This is a genomic window from Pacificibacter marinus (genome assembly GCF_900109555.1).
GTDB classification, from domain to species: Bacteria; Pseudomonadota; Alphaproteobacteria; order Rhodobacterales; family Rhodobacteraceae; genus Celeribacter; species Celeribacter marinus_C.
Genome location: NZ_FNZV01000011.1, coordinates 1,813 through 20,021, shown reverse-complemented (window position 1 = coordinate 20,021; position 18,209 = coordinate 1,813). Strand labels below are relative to the sequence as shown.

14 protein-coding genes and 3 pseudogenes are annotated in these 18,209 nt (G+C 51.8%); 4 read left to right on the top strand and 13 right to left on the bottom strand.

Going from position 1 to position 18,209, the window contains the following annotated elements; translation table 11 throughout:
- Window positions 1–9: 9 nt before the first annotated feature.
- From BM025_RS13585 to BM025_RS13560, 6 genes are all read right to left on the bottom strand, one after another.
- Window positions 10–642, bottom strand: a complete 633-nt coding sequence (locus BM025_RS13585; protein WP_085850081.1) for a nucleoside triphosphate hydrolase — start codon at window positions 640–642, stop codon at window positions 10–12.
- The gene (locus BM025_RS13580) at window positions 642–1,490 is read right to left on the bottom strand and encodes a sugar phosphate isomerase/epimerase family protein (protein ID WP_085850080.1); all 849 of its coding nucleotides are present in this window, start codon (window positions 1,488–1,490) and stop codon (window positions 642–644) included. Before BM025_RS13580 ends, BM025_RS13585 begins: the two co-directional genes overlap by 1 nt.
- Window positions 1,490–2,488, bottom strand: coding sequence for an ABC transporter permease (locus tag BM025_RS13575; RefSeq protein WP_085850079.1), 999 nt, complete (start codon window positions 2,486–2,488; stop codon window positions 1,490–1,492). Before BM025_RS13575 ends, BM025_RS13580 begins: the two co-directional genes overlap by 1 nt.
- Entirely contained in the window at window positions 2,485–3,477 is a 993-nt protein-coding gene (locus BM025_RS13570) for an ABC transporter permease (protein ID WP_085850078.1), read from the bottom strand. The genes BM025_RS13575 and BM025_RS13570 overlap by 4 nt, the downstream gene beginning before the upstream one ends.
- A complete protein-coding gene (locus tag BM025_RS13565; protein ID WP_085850077.1) occupies window positions 3,470–4,975 on the bottom strand; it encodes a sugar ABC transporter ATP-binding protein in 1,506 nt (501 codons plus the stop codon). Before BM025_RS13565 ends, BM025_RS13570 begins: the two co-directional genes overlap by 8 nt.
- A 64-nt stretch (window positions 4,976–5,039) precedes the next feature.
- Complete coding sequence (locus BM025_RS13560) at window positions 5,040–6,023, bottom strand: substrate-binding domain-containing protein (protein WP_085850199.1); 984 nt, start codon at window positions 6,021–6,023, stop codon at window positions 5,040–5,042.
- Between the two features lie 233 nt (window positions 6,024–6,256).
- Here BM025_RS13560 and BM025_RS13555 point away from each other — a divergent pair, with 233 nt between their 5' ends.
- A complete protein-coding gene (locus BM025_RS13555) occupies window positions 6,257–7,270 on the top strand; it encodes a LacI family DNA-binding transcriptional regulator (protein ID WP_085850076.1) in 1,014 nt (337 codons plus the stop codon).
- 76 nt (window positions 7,271–7,346) lie between these two features.
- On the opposite strand, the gene rfbA is transcribed toward BM025_RS13555, so the two are convergent.
- The 6 genes from rfbA to BM025_RS13525 form a co-directional block, all read right to left on the bottom strand.
- Window positions 7,347–8,243, bottom strand: coding sequence for a glucose-1-phosphate thymidylyltransferase RfbA (gene rfbA, locus BM025_RS13550; RefSeq protein WP_090875382.1), 897 nt, complete (start codon window positions 8,241–8,243; stop codon window positions 7,347–7,349).
- Window positions 8,240–9,091, bottom strand: coding sequence for a dTDP-4-dehydrorhamnose reductase (rfbD, locus tag BM025_RS13545; RefSeq protein ID WP_085850198.1), 852 nt, complete (start codon window positions 9,089–9,091; stop codon window positions 8,240–8,242). The genes rfbA and rfbD overlap by 4 nt, the downstream gene beginning before the upstream one ends.
- A complete protein-coding gene (locus BM025_RS19515) occupies window positions 9,088–10,365 on the bottom strand; it encodes a dTDP-glucose 4,6-dehydratase (protein ID WP_090875380.1) in 1,278 nt (425 codons plus the stop codon). The genes rfbD and BM025_RS19515 overlap by 4 nt, the downstream gene beginning before the upstream one ends.
- Window positions 10,362–10,925 (bottom strand): dTDP-4-dehydrorhamnose 3,5-epimerase, encoded by a 564-nt coding sequence (gene rfbC / locus BM025_RS13535; RefSeq protein ID WP_090875378.1) that lies wholly within the window; start codon window positions 10,923–10,925, stop codon window positions 10,362–10,364. The genes BM025_RS19515 and rfbC overlap by 4 nt, the downstream gene beginning before the upstream one ends.
- A gap of 164 nt (window positions 10,926–11,089) precedes the next feature.
- Entirely contained in the window at window positions 11,090–12,097 is a 1,008-nt protein-coding gene (locus BM025_RS13530) for an NAD-dependent epimerase/dehydratase family protein (protein ID WP_085850803.1), read from the bottom strand.
- A 15-nt stretch (window positions 12,098–12,112) separates the two neighbouring features.
- Window positions 12,113–13,279, bottom strand: a complete 1,167-nt coding sequence (locus tag BM025_RS13525; protein WP_085850802.1) for a nucleotide sugar dehydrogenase — start codon at window positions 13,277–13,279, stop codon at window positions 12,113–12,115.
- A gap of 600 nt (window positions 13,280–13,879) precedes the next feature.
- Between BM025_RS13525 and BM025_RS13520 the strand changes: the two are divergent.
- From BM025_RS13520 to BM025_RS13505, 3 genes and pseudogenes are all read left to right on the top strand, one after another.
- Window positions 13,880–14,155, top strand: a pseudogene (locus tag BM025_RS13520) (IS21 family transposase); the annotation flags it as partial.
- Between the two features lie 41 nt (window positions 14,156–14,196).
- Window positions 14,197–14,903: pseudogene (gene istB / locus BM025_RS13515) on the top strand (IS21-like element helper ATPase IstB).
- 1,009 nt (window positions 14,904–15,912) lie between these two features.
- Complete coding sequence (locus BM025_RS13505) at window positions 15,913–17,016, top strand: DUF1972 domain-containing protein (RefSeq protein WP_085850815.1); 1,104 nt, start codon at window positions 15,913–15,915, stop codon at window positions 17,014–17,016.
- 825 nt (window positions 17,017–17,841) lie between these two features.
- Here the strand turns inward: BM025_RS13505 and BM025_RS13500 are convergent.
- Window positions 17,842–18,209: pseudogene (locus tag BM025_RS13500) on the bottom strand (hypothetical protein); the annotation flags it as partial.

The following is an 18,209-nucleotide window of genomic DNA, read 5'->3' as shown; positions in this document are numbered from 1 at the left end:
TCATGATATTTATTGGTGCAAGGTAAAATCCGCCGAGCGGCTTTCATTGCGCACAGTGGCCCCATTGGGCAAATCATTGCTTTGCAGTTTTTCACGAATCTGATCATCGCTTAGGTCATACGAAACCCAGCGCGCGCGCAGACGTTCGGCCAGAACCTCTGGTGGAACATCAACGATCACGGTGACATCAAACAGTGTTGCCAATTGCGTCCAAGGGGCACGATCCAACAAAAGATAGTTGCCCTCGACAATTATCAGTTTCGTGTCCTGCCCAATTAAGCGGGCGGAGCCGCGCGAAATCTCAAGGGCGCGGTCAAATACAGGCACCGCAACAGCATCTTCGTTGGCGCGCAAACGCTGAATCACAGACACAAGCCCGCCGACATCAAACGTGTCAGGTGCACCCTTCCATGGGCGGCGCCCCCGCGCGTTCAACACGGCGTCATCAAAATGAAACCCGTCCATGGGCAAGATTTCCACCGCATTTGGGTGGATCTCATCCAAACGTGCCTGCAGCATATCAGCGGTGGTGCTTTTGCCCGATCCCGGTGCGCCAGCGATGGCCAAAAACTGCCGTTCGGGCTGTTCAAGCAAGCGAAGGGCCTCATCGACGAGGCCCTCCAATGTCGTGTCGATCGCCATCAAATCAACCGATATTGCGCGGCTTTGTTACGCAAGAATGGCAAGCCTTTTGACATCACTTCATCGTGGCTGTCTGCCACAGCACGCCAAACGGCCAGACCAAAGCCAATTTCTGGTGGCATATTGATAAAGCTCTCCATCGCCAACCCGCCTTTGAAATCAATGGCTTTGAGTGTGGCAAAAATTTCGTCCCAATCGCAACATCCTTCACCCGGTGTGCCGCGATCACTTTCTGATAGGTGAATATAGCGCAAATAATCGCGCGCATCCAGAATGCCGTTGCCAGCGCCCTTTTCTTCGATGTTCATGTGATACGTATCAAGGTGGATAAAGATGTTATCGGACCCCACACGTTCAATCATGTCACGTGCCTGCCAACCTGTATTGATCAGGTGGTTTTCATAGCGATTCACAGGCTCGATTCCGAACAACAGACCAACCGATTTTGCATAGGCAGACCCAGCGTCCAACACTTTGGCCACATTGTCGTATTCGGCCTCAGTTGGCCATGTGCCGCTGCGCTGACCAATGCCGCCAAAGGTCACGCCAGACAATGCTTCCGCGCCACATGCCTTTGTTTTATCTATCGCCAGCTTAAGGTAATCAATCGCGCCTTCTGGGTTTACAGAGGCCCAGTATTGTTCGGGCAAGCCCAAAGAACAGACGGCCCGCAGGTCGTTTTTTTCGATCAGCTTCGCAGTGTGATCTGTGTCGATATCTTCAGGGCGCAACATTGGAATTTCGATGAAATCGACCCCATATTTTTTGGCCCCTTTGACAGCACGCTCTGCACCGTCGCGGTCCCAATTCATTGTCCACATGCTTGTGTGTACACCAAAGCCTTCCATTACGTATCCTTTCGAGAAAACAGTAAAATAAGTTGCCGGGACTGATCAGATCGCAACACCATAACGGCGATCAAAAACAGGCCCCAAACGGCAGTTGCCAAATGTTGGTTCGCCCCAATCAGGTTCAGCCCAGAGGACAACACCTGCAAAATGATCAACGCCAAGATCACAGGCACAACGCGCCCATGCCCCCCAAACGGATCGATGCCCCCCAAGAAACAAGCCAGCACAGTGATCAACAGCATCGCTTCGCCGTGACCCACCCGAACTGAATTAAACCGAGCGGCCATCAAAATGCCGGCAATCGCGCAGAGCACGCCAGACAAAGCGTAGATCAACACAAGCGTGCGCTTGGCATTTAACCCAGCGTATTGAGCAGCTTGCATGTTTGATCCCGTCATATAAGTGGAAAATCCATGCGGGGTGCGGCGCAGCAAAATATGCCAAGCGAAAGCCACCAGACCAAACAAAATCAGCGGAATAGGCACAGCCATCAATGACCCGTGCCCCAACACGCGCATGTAGTCGGGAAAGCCCGATATATCTCTGCCCCGTGTGAGAAACTCACCCAATCCGCGCAAGAAAATCATCATCGCAAGCGACACAAGAATAGGATGCGCACCAACGTAAGCGATCACAGCGCCCATCATTGCACCAGCCAATGCACCAACAATCACCGCGGCAACACATCCTAAAACGAATGCAAAAATGCCGGCATCTGCACCACCAAAATGCATGATCGTCCACGCCAACGTCAGCCCGCAAATATTGGCGGTATACACAATGGCAAGGTTCAATCCCCCTGACAAAATAGGCGCAAGCATCGCAAGCGTGAGCAACCCAAGCAGAGGCATTTGAAACCCCATAGACCCCAAATTGGCACCCGTTAAAAAGCGTGGAGAGGCAATGGAAAATCCCAAAATAAGCACGGCCAAAATCAAAAACAGCCCCGCATTTTCGCCCTTAGGGCCTGATGTAAGGCGACGAAGATAAGTCATGAGCGTGCCTCCTTGCGGCGCATAATTTGCGAAAGATCCATGTTTGATGTTGAAATCGCAACCAAAATGACCGCACCGATGATCATCTGGAACGCAAAGGGCGAGACCCCCAAAAGGTTCAACCCGTTCTGAGTGACCGCAACAAACATCACCCCCAACACACAGCCCAAAATGGTCCCCTTGCCACCGCCAAGACGCGCACCGCCAAGAACCACAGCCGCCAAAACATCAAGTTCACGACCATAAAGCGCATTAGGCACCACCTCTTGAAAGATGTTCACCTGCATCAAACCTGCGATGCCAGCCATCAGACCCATCCATCCAAATGCCACACCTTGCATGACGGCAATGTTCACCCCCGCACGCCGGGCGCCCTCGGGGTTGTCACCAAAAGCATAAAGCTGTCGGCCAATGTTGGTACGTCGGATCAAAACCCAAGTGGCAATGACACAGACAACCATCACGCCAACAGAAAGGTTCAGTTCGGACCAAACGCCTTGGTCATTTTGGTGTTCGAAAATGAATATCCGCGCCGTCCACCAATCAGGTAAATTATAGATGTTTCGACCACCTGAAAAGAACATCAGCAGGCCAAAAAATGCGTTGAATGTGGCAATCGTCACCACAATGGAAATGATGCGAAACCCGTGGATCAACCACGCATTGAGCAAGCCCAACAGGATGCCCAAAGAACCGCAGAATAAAAATCCCAACACCCAATTGCCGCCGCCGACACTCATCAATAATTTAGCTGCCAAATATTGCACGACAGATGAAGCTACGGCGAAAGAAATGTCGATCCCACCGGCGATCAAAACCACCAAAAGACCAACGGCCCAAATCAGATTCACCGCGCTTTGGTTCATCAAAGACGACAAATTGGGCAGTGTGGCAAACTGCGGTGCGGTCACTGATAAAGCGATGCAAATCAGTGCCAATACAACCGCCAAACGTGTTTCAATCGTATAGCTGCGCAGAATGTTACGCATAAATCCGCTCCTCAAGTTGCGGCACAGTGATCGTGCGGGGATCGTATTCTTGCACAATTCGACCATCGGCCATGTGCAAAATGCGGTCGGAATGGAACATGACCTCGGTCACCTCATCAGAAATAAGCAAGATCGCCAGCCCTTCGTCGGCCAGCGCACGCACAATGCGAAAAATTCCCGCACGCGCGCCCACATCAACGCCCACGGTGGGACTGTCGAGGATCAGTAATTTAGGTTCAGTTGCCAGCCATTTGGCCAAGACGACTTTTTGTTGGTTGCCACCAGACAGCGTTGAAATCGCATCCTCGGGCGCGCCTATTTTGACGCCCAATTCGCGTATCCAATGGCGGACCAAATCCGCCTTACGCGTGTATGAAATCAACCCTGTAGCAGTGGTCAATTTGTGCAGCACAGAGATCACCGTATTATCTGCAATGGATTGTTTTTGCAGCAAACCAAGCGACAAGCGATCCTCGGACACATAGGCCATACCTTGCTTAATTGCGCTGCGAATATGTGATGGCGCATAGGCCGCGCCATTCAATAACATGTGGCCAGAATCAGCACTGCGCATGCCCATCATCACATGGGCCAATTCGGTGCGCCCTGCCCCGATCAATCCAGTCAGGCCCAGCACCTCTCCCGCACGGATTTTCAACGATACATCGCTAAATTCACCGTGCCGCGCGAGGCCTTCGGCCTCAAACACCACAGGTGCGTCGGGCAAATCGCGGGCGACGACAGCATTCTCGATCAAATGCCCTGTCATCAATTCACCAAGCCGCGCTTGCGTCATGCCCTCGGTCGGATAAACGCCGACCAAATTGCCATCGCGCACCACAGTGACGCGTTCGGCGATGTCCAAAACTTCGGCCAAACGGTGGCTGACAAAAACAATAGCAACCCCGTCCGCTGACAGTTTGCGCACGATGTCGAGCAAGCGATCTGTTTCCGATTGCGTCAAAGACGCTGTCGGTTCGTCCATAAAAATCAATTTGGCATCGTTCATCAACGCGCGGGCAATCGCCACCACTTGTCGCTGAGCAATCGGCAGATCGTTGAGCGGTGCAGACAAATCCATCTGCACACCAAGACGCGCCAAAACATCACCGGACCGTGTGATCATTTCGCGGTATTTAACCGAGCGCGGACGCAGCCCAACCATGTCGTCAAACGCGATATTTTCAGCCACAGTCATATGTGGAAAAAGAGCCAAATCTTGCCAAATAACAGAGACACCAAGTTGACGGGCCAGCACTGGACTAATCTGTCCAACGGCTTCACCGAACAGTTCAATCAACTCGGCTTTTTCAGGTTGATGCACACCTGTTACGACCTTGATCAAAGTCGACTTTCCGCAGCCATTTTCACCAGCTAGGCAATGCACCTCACCTGCGCGGACTTCGAAATCGACTTGGTTCAACGCCTGCACGCCACCAAAGGCCTTGGATACCTTGTGTAAGCGCAGGGCAAACTGATCTGCCGGGGCAGTTGTCATAGAAAACTCCTGTGAGAAAATTACGGACGGGCGCCATAGGGCAACCCGTCCGCTGGGAGGAAACTTAGAGACCTTTGTCGGCCAACTCGTCCACAGTCTGCTCGTTAATCTCGAGCAAGTTGTCGGTGATGATATCTTTGGCTTCAACGTCAGGATTGATGATGCCAAGACCTGGAATATCCATGCCCGCTTCAAGAGTTTCGCCGTTAACCAGCATGTCACCCAAAGTTACAAACACTTCGCCCGCTTGTGCGGGGTTCCACATGTAGCCACCCGTCAGCACGCCAGCGTGTACCATCTTGCGGCCTTGGCCTGGGGAAAATGGCCCAAGCACTTGGATTTCACCAACTTTGCGACGCTCTTCTACAGCGCGCCCTGCCCCGATTGGACCTTGGCTACCAAAGGCAAGAAAACCCTTAAGATCAGCATTCGCAGCGATCAAATCCAATGCGGTTGAACGACTGTCATCCACGTTTTCTGCAACGCCGTAGCGGTCGCCGACAATTTTAATGTCAGGACGGTTTTCTTCCATCCATGCAATGGCAGAATCGGCCCAAGCATTGTGCAATGGCACTGTCAGCGAGCCAACGTATACCGCGTATGTGCCGGCGTCCGGTGTCATTTCCGAGAACAGTTTGGCATGCGCTTCGCCAAAGCCTGACGCTGATGCAAGTTCAAAGTTCCAGTCAACGTTATTCAGACCAGGGCCTTCATGCGAAATCACGATAATACCCGCATCACGTGCTTTTTTCAAAACGGGCTCAAGCGCGGCTTCGTCATTTGGTACAACACCAATCACGTCAACGCCTTTGGCTATCAAATCTTCAATCGCTTGCACCTGCAACGCAGGATCTGCGGACACAGGGCCAATCATTTCGGCGTCAATGCCAAGCTCTTTAGCCCGACGTTCAATGCCATCTTCCATCGCATTAAACCATGGAATGCCGCCAATTTTTACAACAATGCCCATGCTTGTTTCAGCTGCAGCAGTCGACGCGAAGCCTGCGGTCAAAGCAAGAGCGCTCACCAGTGTGGTCAGTTTTTTCATCATATCCTCCCTCCATGCAGGCGTGGCCCACATGCCTATCTCATTTAAATTACCCTATTGCACAACCGATTGTGCAAATGAGGCTTTAAAAACCACAAACCCGTTTCCGAGAATGTGGCAGTGCGATCATGACATGCACAATCGATGTTGCAAATTAACACTTAATGTAGGCACACTGTCAAGATACCATGAAAAATATCGTGGATTGAGGCAACCGAGAAAGTCATAACTGTATGAAAAAAATACAAAAAAATACGATTTATGATATTGCCGAACGTGTTGGGGCCTCGCCCTCAACGGTAAGTGCAGCATTAAACGGCACATGGAAAAAGCGCAGGATCAGCGCAGCCACTGCCGAAAAAATCATCGAAGTCGCGCGCGAGCACGGCTATTCGGCGAATCTGCAAGCACGCGCCCTGCGCACATCTCGTTCGGGGCTGGTCGCGTTGTTGATGCCCGAACACAATCGGTTTTTCTCGAACATTGCCAATACATTTTCACGCGAAGTACGCGCACGCGGCCAGTGCCCTGTCATCATCACCACAGAGCGTAATCCCGAAGAAGAACGCACCACAGTTGCAGACCTCATGGCATGGTCTATCGACGCTATATTTTTTGTCGGAACCGTGTCACCTGAAGACCTCAGTCGCCAATGCCAAGCCGCACATATTCCACATGTTTTTGTTGACCAACCCTGTGCCCTAGCACCCTCAGTGGTGACTGATAACCGCACTGGCGCCAACATATTGACCCGCGAAATCATTCGTTCAATGTCCCATCTCGGGACCGGACCTCAGGACACAGTTTATTTTCTAGGCGGCGATCAGTCCCTTCCCTCAACGGCCAATCGCGTCGAAGGATTTCGTGCCGCGATGTATGCACATGTAGGCCAAGTTGACCCCGCGCAAATCTTGGCGACCAGCTATGACATGGATGCGGCGACAGATACCATCAGCGCGCTTTATCAACGGCTTGGCGGATTACCTGGCGGATTGTTTATCAACTCAGATTCTGTCTTCGAAGGCACATTGCGGTTTCTCGCAACCTTGCCACAAGACGAATTGACCGCCTGTGCCATCGGATGTTTCGACTATGAACCCCTTGGACAATTGTTACGATTTCCGGTGCATATGATGCGACAAAGACACCAAATGTTGGTCCAACGCGCCTTTGCTTTACTGGAAACACAAAGTCCCCCAGTCTTAGAAATGGTGCAACCTGAACTTTACCCAGCGACACAACTTTAAGCAGCTTAACGAGCAACAAGGGAAACACCAAACCGCAGACGGGTCCAACCAAGAAAAATGCTGCGTACGGCAGCCTTTATATCATGTCTGATGTTGGGCCTGTGCGCAGAAGACTTTTCAAATATTTCCCATAATCTGTTTTCTTAAATATCTCAGCGTGTTCGGCCATTTTGGCGTCATCGATCCAACCCAGCATATAAGCGATTTCTTCGGGGCAACCCGATTGCATACCTTGGCGAGTTGAAAGAGTGCGCACGAAATTACCCGCATCCAAAAGCGACCCATGCGTACCTGTATCAAGCCAAGCATAGCCGCGCCCCATCCGCTCAACCGATAGGGTGCCATCGTGCAAATAGCTTTCCAAAAGTGTCACGATTTCCAATTCGCCACGATGAGATGGCTTGACCTGTTTCGCGCGACGCGGTGCATCGCCGTCAAGGAAATACAGCCCTGTGACCGCATAATTCGACGGCGGCACATCTGGCTTTTCGATGATTTGTTCCACTGTTCCGTCATCGTCGAATTTCACCACGCCATAGCGTTCAGGGTCGGCGACATGATACCCAAAAACCGTACCGCCATTGTCTTTGCTGTCAGCGGCAGCAAGCATTTCAGGTAGCCCGTGACCAAAGAAAATGTTGTCACCCAACACCATCGCGGATGGCGCGCCATCCAGAAAATCTTCTGCAAGAATATAGGCCTGAGCTAATCCGTCTGGCGACGGCTGCGTGATATAAGTGATCGTAAGACCCCATTGAGATCCATCACCCAAAAGCCGTTTGAATTGATCTTGATCCTGTGGCGTGGTGATAATCGCAATTTCGCGAATTCCGGACAGCATCAACACAGACAAAGGATAATAGATCATGGGCTTGTCATAGATCGGCATAAGCTGCTTTGAAATCGCCATGGTCAGCGGATAAAGCCGCGTCCCTGAGCCGCCAGCCAAGATGATACCTTTGCGCTGTGTCATTGGGAATTCTCCAGTTCTTGAAGTGTGATGCGAACAGCGTCCCGCCAGTTGGGGCGGGTAATGCCAAAAACGTCGGTCGTAGTTGAGCAATCCATCCGGCTGTTCGCAGGCCGCTTGGCTGGTGTGGGATAGGCTGATGTTGGGATATCTTCGACCACACAAGTGATCTTAGCCGCGTCAAAAATTGCCCGTGCAAAATCGGCCCAGCTGACATCGGGTGCCCCAGAAAAATGATACGTTCCAGCTGTATTTGGGTCTTTTTTAAGGCGCTCGGCAATGTTGACACAGGCCTCAGCAATAGCGCGGGCTGGTGTTGGCCCACCGATTTGGTCAGCCACAATAGTCAACTTGTCACGCCCCGCGCCAAGCCGCAGCATTGATTTTAGAAAATTACCACCATGCGCCGAAAACACCCAAGAGGTGCGCAAAATGACAAAACTGCCCGCTACGTTGCGGATGCCGTCTTCGCCCATCAATTTTGTGCGCCCGTAAGCTCCCAGCGGGGCAGTCGGATGATCGGTGGCAAAAGGCATGTCGCCCGTCCCATCAAACACGTAATCGGTGGAAATATGCACGAAAGGAATATCCAACGCGGCACACGCTTTAGCCATTTCCGCAGGCGCCGTCCCATTGACCAAAGCCGCAGTATCTTCGTCTTCTTCGGCCTTATCCACTGCTGTGTAAGCGGCCGCATTGATGACCGCCTCAGGTTTCAAAGTCATAATAGCGGCAAAGCACGCGTAGGGATCGGTCAAATCAGCTTGATCGCGTCCAAGGAATGTCGCATCGGGCAAAAGCGTCTGAAGTTCCGTGGCGACTTGTCCGGTTTTTCCAAAAACAAGGATCATGTTTTGACGCCCAATCGCTCGCCAACACCGTGGCGTTGCTGCAAAGAGCGCCACCATGTTTCGTTTGTGAGATACCAATCCACGGTTTTTTCCAAGCCTTCTTCGACGGTCACAGATGGCCGCCACCCCAGCTCGCCCCGAATGCGGCTAGGGTCGATCGCATAGCGCGCATCATGGCCGGGGCGATCCGTCACAAAGGAAATCTGATCGGCATAGCTGCCACTGGATTTGGGTCGTTTCGCGTCCAAAATCGCACAAAGCGTCTTGACCAATTCAAGGTTTGTACGCTCGTTTTCGCCGCCAATATTATAGCTGCGTCCAAGCGCGCCTTTTTCGACGACCAGCAAAAGCGCATCCGCGTGGTCTTCAACGAATAGCCAATCCCGAATATTCGCGCCATCGCCATAAATCGGCAAAGCTTTGCCCGCCAGCGCATTCAGAATAATCACCGGCACCAATTTTTCGGGGAAATGGAAGGGACCGTAATTGTTCGAACAGTTGGTCAAAACAACTGGCAAACCGTAGGTTTCATGCCAAGCGCGCACAAGATGATCTGAGCTGGCCTTAGACGCAGAATAGGGCGAGCGCGGATCATAAGGTGTGTCTTCGGTGAACAGCACGCCGCCATCGCCATAAATCGGCAAAGCTTTGCCCGCCAGCGCATTCAGAATAATCACCGGCACCAATTTTTCGGGGAAATGAAATGGGCCGTAATTGTTCGAACAGTTGGTCAAAACAACTGGCAAACCATAGGTTTCATGCCAAGCGCGCACAAGATGATCTGAACTGGCTTTAGACGCAGAATACGGCGAGCGCGGATCATAAGGTGTGTCTTCGGTGAACAGCACATCAGGGTCATTGGGCAGCGACCCAAACACTTCATCGGTGGAAATGTGGTGGAACCGAAATGTGTCAGGCTTGCCTGCTTCAACCCAATATTTGCGCGCTGCTTCCAGCATATTAAACGTGCCGGTGATATTGGTTTCGACAAAATCCCCTGGCCCATCAATAGAGCGATCTACGTGGCTTTCTGCCGCCAAATGCATAACCACATCAGGTCTATGTTTGGCAAAAACAGTGTCTAATCCAGCTCGATCTCGAATATCTACGTGTTCAAAAGCATAAAGCGGGCTTTCCGACACTGAAGCCACATTGTCCAAACACGCCGCATAGGTCAGCGCATCAACATTCACCACCTCATGTCCACGTCCCACAGCCAAACGAACCACCGCTGAGCCGATAAATCCTGCGCCACCTGTCACTAAAATCTTCATGTGTTGGCCTTTGTAAACGGTGTCACAAAATCAGAAAATGCTTGCGCCTTTTCATCTTTGTCCGAGATGATTGGCGTGATGCCCTCAAGGGGCCATTCAATGCCACAACTGTCCCATTTCACTGCGCCATCGCATTCGGGCGCATAATGATCGGTGCATTTGTAAGTGATTTCACTGTCAGGTTCGAGCGTCATGAAACCATGCAAAAACCCAGCAGGCACCCAAAGCTGTTTCCCGTTTTCAAAAGACAGTTTTTCGCCCACCCACTGCCCGTAGGTAGAGGAGCCTTTGCGCACATCAACGGCCACATCAAAAATCGCCCCGCGACCACATCGCACAAGCTTTCCCTGTGCATGCGGCGGGCTTTGAAAATGCAGTCCGCGTACGGTCCCAACTTCGCGTGACATAGAATGATTGTCCTGCACAAAGTCGGGTAGGATTAAGCCTGCATTGGCCAGCGCTTTTTTGTTCCAGCTTTCAGAGAAAAACCCTCGATGGTCGCCAAAGCGGGGTGGGGTGATGCAATAAACATCAAGTAGTGGGGTTTCTGCAATCAACATAGATCTCTCTTTTCATTTGGGATTTTAACACCTCATTTGATCGAGACTTTCAACACTTTTATCTCATTTTGATGACGTGAGGTAAACTTATATAAATATGGTGATAGTTTAGGCGAAAATTAGGTGCCACATTTAATTTTGGGCATGTTTGTGGCGAGTACAAGTCATTTATAATACTCACGATACCACTCGACGAACTTGGCGACGCCTTCGGGCACGGCTGTTTTTGGCGCGTAGCCGGTGAGTGATTTCAGCAGGTCCGCATTGGCCCAAGTGGCGGGGACATCGCCTGCTTGCATTGGCATCAAGTTTCGTTGGGCGGTTTTGCCTGTAGCTGTTTCAATTGCCTCGATAAAGTCGACCAGCTGCACGGCATCCGAATTGCCGATGTTGACCACACGGTGCGGCGCGACGGGGGATAGGCTGTCGCCCTCAGACACAACGCCGTCAACAGGGCGCACAGGCGGCGTATCAATCAGCAGGCGAATGGCCTGCACGAGATCCTCGACATAAGTGAAATCGCGCTTCATTTCACCGTGATTATAAACGTCAATCGGCGTGTCTTCCAAGATCGCCTTAGTAAATTTGAATAGCGCCATATCGGGGCGCCCCCACGGGCCGTAAACGGTGAAAAACCGGAACATGGTGATCGGCAGGTCGAACAAATGCGCATAAGAATGCGCCATGTTTTCGGTCGATTTTTTAGTTGCGGCATAAAACGACATTTGATGGTCGGCTTTATCTGTTTCCGCATAGGGCATTTGAGTGTTCGCGCCAAAGGCCGACGATGTCGATGCCAGCATCATGTGCTGGGGCGGGTAGGCGCGTGCGGCTTCAAGCAACTCGAACGTGCCGATTATGTTGCTTTCCAAATAGGATCGAGGGTTTTCTATCGAATAGCGTACACCTGCTTGCGCTGCGAGATGCACAACCACATCGGGTTTTTCATCGGCAAACAGCGACATCAAGAGGTCAGGCATCTCAACCTTGTCCTCAATAAAGCGATAGTTTTCAGACTGCAAAAGCTGCGCATTGCGGCGCTCTTTTAGGGTCACATCATAGTAATCAGACATGCAATCGACACCGATCACGCGAAACCCATCATCCAACAGGCGGCGACACACAAAAGAGCCGATAAAGCCGGCTGATCCGGTGACAAGTGCTGTACGCATTTTAGAATCCTTAAATCAATCCGCGTGGTACAGGTCGCGGCTAAATATTTTGTCTGTCACATCATCGATGTCATCCGTGATGCGGTTGGCGACGATCACGTCGGCCTCTGATTTGAACGCGTCCAAATCATTCACAACCCGCGAGCCGAAAAAGTCTGCGTCTTTCATCACGGGTTCATAAACTATAACCTCGATGCCCTTGGCTTTAATCCGCTTCATGATGCCTTGGATTGAAGACTGGCGAAAATTGTCTGAACCTGCCTTCATCACCAAGCGGTAGATACCGACGATTTTGGGTTTGTGGGCGATGATTTGATCGGACAGAAAATCTTTGCGTGTGCGGTTCGCGTCGACGATGGCGCGGATCAAATTTTGCGGCACTTCAGAGTAGTTCGCCAGCAGTTGTTTGGTGTCTTTGGGAAGACAGTAACCGCCGTAACCAAAGCTCGGATTGTTGTAATGCGACCCGATGCGCGGGTCCAACCCTATGCCTTCGATGATTTGCTTGCTGTCCATCCCACCCGCCATTGCGTAGCTGTCGAGTTCGTTGAAAAACGCGACCCGCATTGCCAGATAGGTGTTGGCAAACAGCTTGATCGCCTCAGCTTCATCGGCATCGGTGAACAACAGGTCCACATCTTTTTTGATAGCGCCTTCAAGCAGCATATTGGCAAATGTTTTGGCGCGTTCCGAACGTTCACCAACGATGATACGGCTGGGATGCAAGTTGTCGTAAAGTGCGCGGCCTTCACGCAAAAACTCGGGGCTAAAGATCACTTGGTCAGTGTCATAGTCTTCTCTAATGCGATTAATAAAGCCCACAGGCACTGTAGACTTAACCACGATTGTCGCTGTCTTGTTAACCGAAATAACCAAATTAATAACTTGCTCAACCAAGGACGTATCAAAGTAATTGGTGTCCGCATCGTAATTTGTGGGGGCCGCAACAATGACATAGTCAGCGTCCGTATATGCCGCAGCACCGTCCAATGTTGCGCTCAAGCGCAGGTCTTTTTCGGCTAAAAACTGTTCAAGCTCTGCGTCAACAATCGGGCTTTTGCGCGCATTAACCAGGTCAACACGATCCGCCGAGACATCCACCGCAAGCACATCATGGTGCTGCGCCAAAAGAACGGCATTCGACAGACCAACATAGCCAATTCCTGCAACGGCGATTTTCATGCAAGTTTCCTTTATCTTGTGGTGACACCAATCCATATAATCGGATCGGAATGATGTTAATTTTCAAGAGGCCTTCAACACGAGCAATGTGAGCGGCTATATACTGCCGTTTCGACCTAAAATTTTATTATAGGTTCCTATACCTAGTCCACTGAATCGCCCCAACCTTAAAACGGACTTGTTGCGAAAATTTCATGCTGCAGCTCAATATTTAGACTCTCTGTGCTTATTAGAATGCAATATCGTTTTCTTATAGCTGTTGCTGGAATAAGGGACGTTACCTGATCTCGGCCCTCATTTTACGCAGCACCCGCGAATATTGGTCCCTTTTTATTCTGCGATTGACATGTATCCAACCATTCGCCCGAGGCGGTGTAAAACGCAGATCAATAATGGGTCACAGAAGCGGCTGCGCATCGCAGTTGTAGCGGAGTAAAAATCCGCCAGTTTGTGTCCTTCGTTTAGTCGGAGGGCGGGAGATGTATTCTGTGGATATTTATAATCGTGTGCGCCGTGCTTGCTTGAAGGACGGTATGTCTGCTCGAGAAGCGGCGCGTTATTTCAACAAGGATCGTAAGACGATCGCGAAGATGCTGCGGCATGAACTGCCGCCAGGGTAAGCCGGGCAAGCGAGAATACGTTCAGGTCCTGCGCCTTTTGGAGACGTTCGAGATGAGTGTTGTGCAAGGCGCAATCCAGCAGGCAATTGATATGGGTGCAATTGGGTATGACGCCGTAAAACATCTTGTGCTGTGTCGGGTTGAGAAGCGGCCACCACGATTGGATTTGGACTTCTATCCATACTTGCCCAAGGCCAATGTTGGCACAACACGTCAATCCAGTTACATGAGCCTGATGGGAGGGGCCGCGGTATGACCGAAGCCCCTCAGATCCTATAGCGGCATCATCTTAAACAACTGCGGCTGCCAACGTTCCAAGGCGAGTATTCCAAACAGGCGCAGCTCTGTGCTGCAGAGAACAAAGACCATATCCAGTATCTGGCCCGCCTGTGTGAGAGGGAGTTGATCGACCGCGAACGGCGTATGATTGAACGGCGCATCAAAGCGGCGAAGTTCCCCAGCACCAAGAGCTTGGACAGCTTTGACTTCAAGATCATGCCCAGCTTGAACAAGCCGCTGACGATGGATCTGGCTCGATGCGATTACGTAGATCGCAGGGAGAACATCATCGCCCTTGGCCCATCAGGCACGGGCAAAACACACATTGCTTTGGGACTTGGCCTGGCCGCATGCCAACGAGGGCTAAAGGTGCGCTTCACCACGGCTGCGGCACTGGTGCATGACCTGATCGAAGCCCAAGATGAGCGAAGGCTACAGCGTCTTCAAAAGCAACTGACCAGCCAGACCTCCTGATCATTGATGAGTTGGGCTTCGTTCCGCTCAGTAAATCGGGCGCAGAATTGCTCTTCGAGGTCATATCCCAATGTTATGAAAAGGGATCCATCATCATCACCTCAAACCTGCCATTTGATGAATGGACCGAGGTCTTTGGCTCCGAGCGGCTGACAGGCGCACTGTTGGATCGTTTAACCCATCACGTCCACATTCTCGAGATGAACGGCGAAAGCTACAGACTCAAACACAGCCGTAACAAACAGAAGTAATCAAAGCCCAATTAAGACCAGAATAATGTTGGCCTAACAGCCAACATGCGCTTTGGCACGCGTTAGCTATATGACAAGCCCTCGCGCCAAAGCGCACGACAAACGATAACTCAGTGGACCAGTTTTACGCAGCGATCTGGTCTCTTTTTACTCTGCGATTGACATAGTCACGCCCTTTCCAAGTGTCAGTCGGGCTAAATCTTCGGCAATGAAGGATGCACCGCGCGTCCAGTTTTTGTTTACGAACGTCCCTAAGCCGATAAAAGAAGCATTTGCTGCAGAGGCAAAGAGGCGCCGGTTGACTCAAAAAGAGTTGCTGTATGAGTGTTTGAGGGCTGGTGGATTGGATATTCCGGCTAATGTCGAGATTGATGGACGTAGGCGATAACTGGTAATAGTTATCCGTTATCTATTATGTAGTCGATCGTGCGCAATAATAACCGATCTCCATATTGGCAAAACCGCCGCAATAATTAAAATTTTTGGCGCGGAAGGGCAGGGGGCTTTTACCCGATCGGCACCCGCAGATTGACTTTTTATGTGATCCCCAAGAATGATTTCGCGACGATGAACATCCCATGTTTTCTCTGTCAACGCGCCCAAATGGGACGCGTTTATGCCTTGGAGGTTGATTGGCGCGCCTACTGGGCGACCTCGGGACATCCGCGCCCGCATTCCGCAGAGCAGGCATTTCTAGGGTTCGTGAAAATGCGAGTCACTAAGGGGTAGTATTGTCGACGGATCTTTCTGTGATGAAAAGAATGCAGTGTCTTCCTACTTCTCGCCGCATAAATATTAAGCAATTGCGTGAAGGTTTAGCGACGAATCCGGCTTTGGTGTTGATGGTGTGGGCTTTGCTCTGTATGTGAAATTTGGCTCTTCTTGGTGATGAAAGAGCCGACGTTCTTCGGCATAGATTGAGATGGAAAACAACATCGAGGCGACCCCAGATCATAATACGCATCCGCTGGACAACCTAAATACGTCAAGACTTTGAATGGGATTTGAAATGCATCTGAATATTATTGGAACACGCGGTGTGCCGGCTGCACATGGTGGTTTTGAAACGTTCGCAGACTACCTGTCGCGCTATCTCGTGGCCAAGGGTTGGACGGTAAATGTCTATTGCCAGGACGACGATGGGGCTTATGAGGATGGCGAACAGGATATGTGGAAAGGTGTGACGCGCACCCATTTCCAAGCCAAACGAAGCGGCCCTGTTGGCACGATGGAATTCGATCTCAAATGCATAAGGCATGTGTTGACCCAACCCGGCATTGATCTGGTTCTCGGGTATAACACCGCGGTGTTTTGCGTCCTCGAACGCTTTAAAGGGCGGCGCATTTTGATGAATATGGATGGAATCGAATGGAAGCGCTCGAAGTGGGGCTTTGCCCCGAAGGTGTGGTTCTTTCTTAACGAACTGATCGGCGCAAATTTAGCGCATGTGGCGATTGCGGATCACCCCGAGATCGCCAAACACGTTCAGGCGCGGTGCTTTAAAACGCCCGTGATGATCCCCTATGGCAGCGATGAAATTACCGCGGCCGATCCCGCGTACCTGGCGACATATGGCATTGATTCCGACAAATATCTTGTATCGATTGCCCGCATCGAGCCGGAGAACTCCATCCTCGAACTCGTTCAAGGCGCGGCTTCCCTCCCCGAGGGGTTCAAGGCCATGGTGCTTGGTAAATTCGATGCCGAAAACGACTATCATCGCGCTGTCAAAGCGGCGGGGGGCGACAACGTCATTTTCCCTGGTGCAATTTATGACCCCGTAATAGTTCAGGCACTGCGGTTCCACGCACGCGCCTATCTACACGGCCACCAAGTCGGCGGCACGAACCCTTCCTTGGTCGAAGCTCTCGGTGCGGGCAATGCCGTGCTCGCCCATGACAACAAGTTCAACCGCTGGACGGCGGGGCCAGATCAATTCTATTTCTCGGACGGGGCAGGTGCGGCCCGCGCCATGCAAACCATATGCGGCCCGAAAGAGGCGGTGCAGCCAGCTCGGAACGCCGCATTGAAACGCCACAAAGAAACGTTTCAATGGCACCAAATCCTTGGCGCTTACGAAAACGCGCTGAAAGAGCAAATGGTCAAAGCATGACCTACCGTATGCAGGTGTAGTGGCCTCTCAATAAGTTCCTCACAATCGGCGTTTTGAGCGTCTGATGGCACACACGCAACCAAAGTTAGGAACCCGCTCATGAGTGACCCATTCCTCTTTCCGGTCCTGCAACCGATGCCATGCCTGTCACGCCAAGCGATGCGACCGATTTGGGGATACCGCTGTCGCGCTTTATGTTGAAAGCGGTGGTGCCATCAGCGTCGTGACCGTGCATCCTTCAGGTTGATGATTTCTTGATCCTTCCGTTGGGAGTGTCGCGTGTCCGTGCAATCTAGCCCGCTGCCCGCGCTGCAGAAACGGTCGGGTTGTTTGGCCTCAACAGCGCTTTTGACCTGCGTATTGATGATGCCGACAACGGCGTAACGGACATTTTGGCCTACCCTAGCCACCATCTGGTACGTGGACTGCTGCACTGAAGACCAAACCTCCTCGAACGCCACCTACGCCAGCTGTCGCGCAACCAACACTAAGCCACCGGATCTAAAAGGGCGCTCTAAACTCGGCACTAAGATGGCTTTACCCGTGCGCAGTTCCAAAGCGACGGCGACGCCCTGATCGCATCAGCACCACCACACTCATAACACACTGTATTTGTTGCACTTCCTCACACCCACAACAAAAAACCAACACCCTCACCTGTACCGCGGATCACAAACCACCTCACCAAACAGCCCATCCCCCACAATCTCGGTTGAATTTTTCTGCGCTCACAGAAAAAAATCTCCGCGTAAGGGAAGCACGGGTCTAGGGCCAAAAGCCTTCCGGACTTTTGACCCTCCCCCCCCCCTTTGGGAAAATGCAGCTCTATTTTCTTGCGGATGCGACGCCGTAGCCCTGCATGCGGTCCAGCGCGTCCCGCAGCGCTGCTCTCAGCGCGGCGCTGTTGCGCGAGCTGACCGTCCAATCATATTTGCGCAGCACTTCACTCATCGACAGGCCCAGCAAACACACGGCCCGCACCGCGTCCAAGTCCGAGATCATCTTGCACACGCGCCCCGCCCCACGTTTTGACGGGCGCACCTTGCGCATCGGCATCGCCACGCCGCGACCGACCTTGCGCTCAAGCGCCTCGAACTCTTGGCGTGCTGCAAGCCGCAGAACAACGGCATCCACGCCACCGCCACCACCCGAGACGCGTTCGCCATAAGATGTGCCGCGCAGGTCACCGCTTT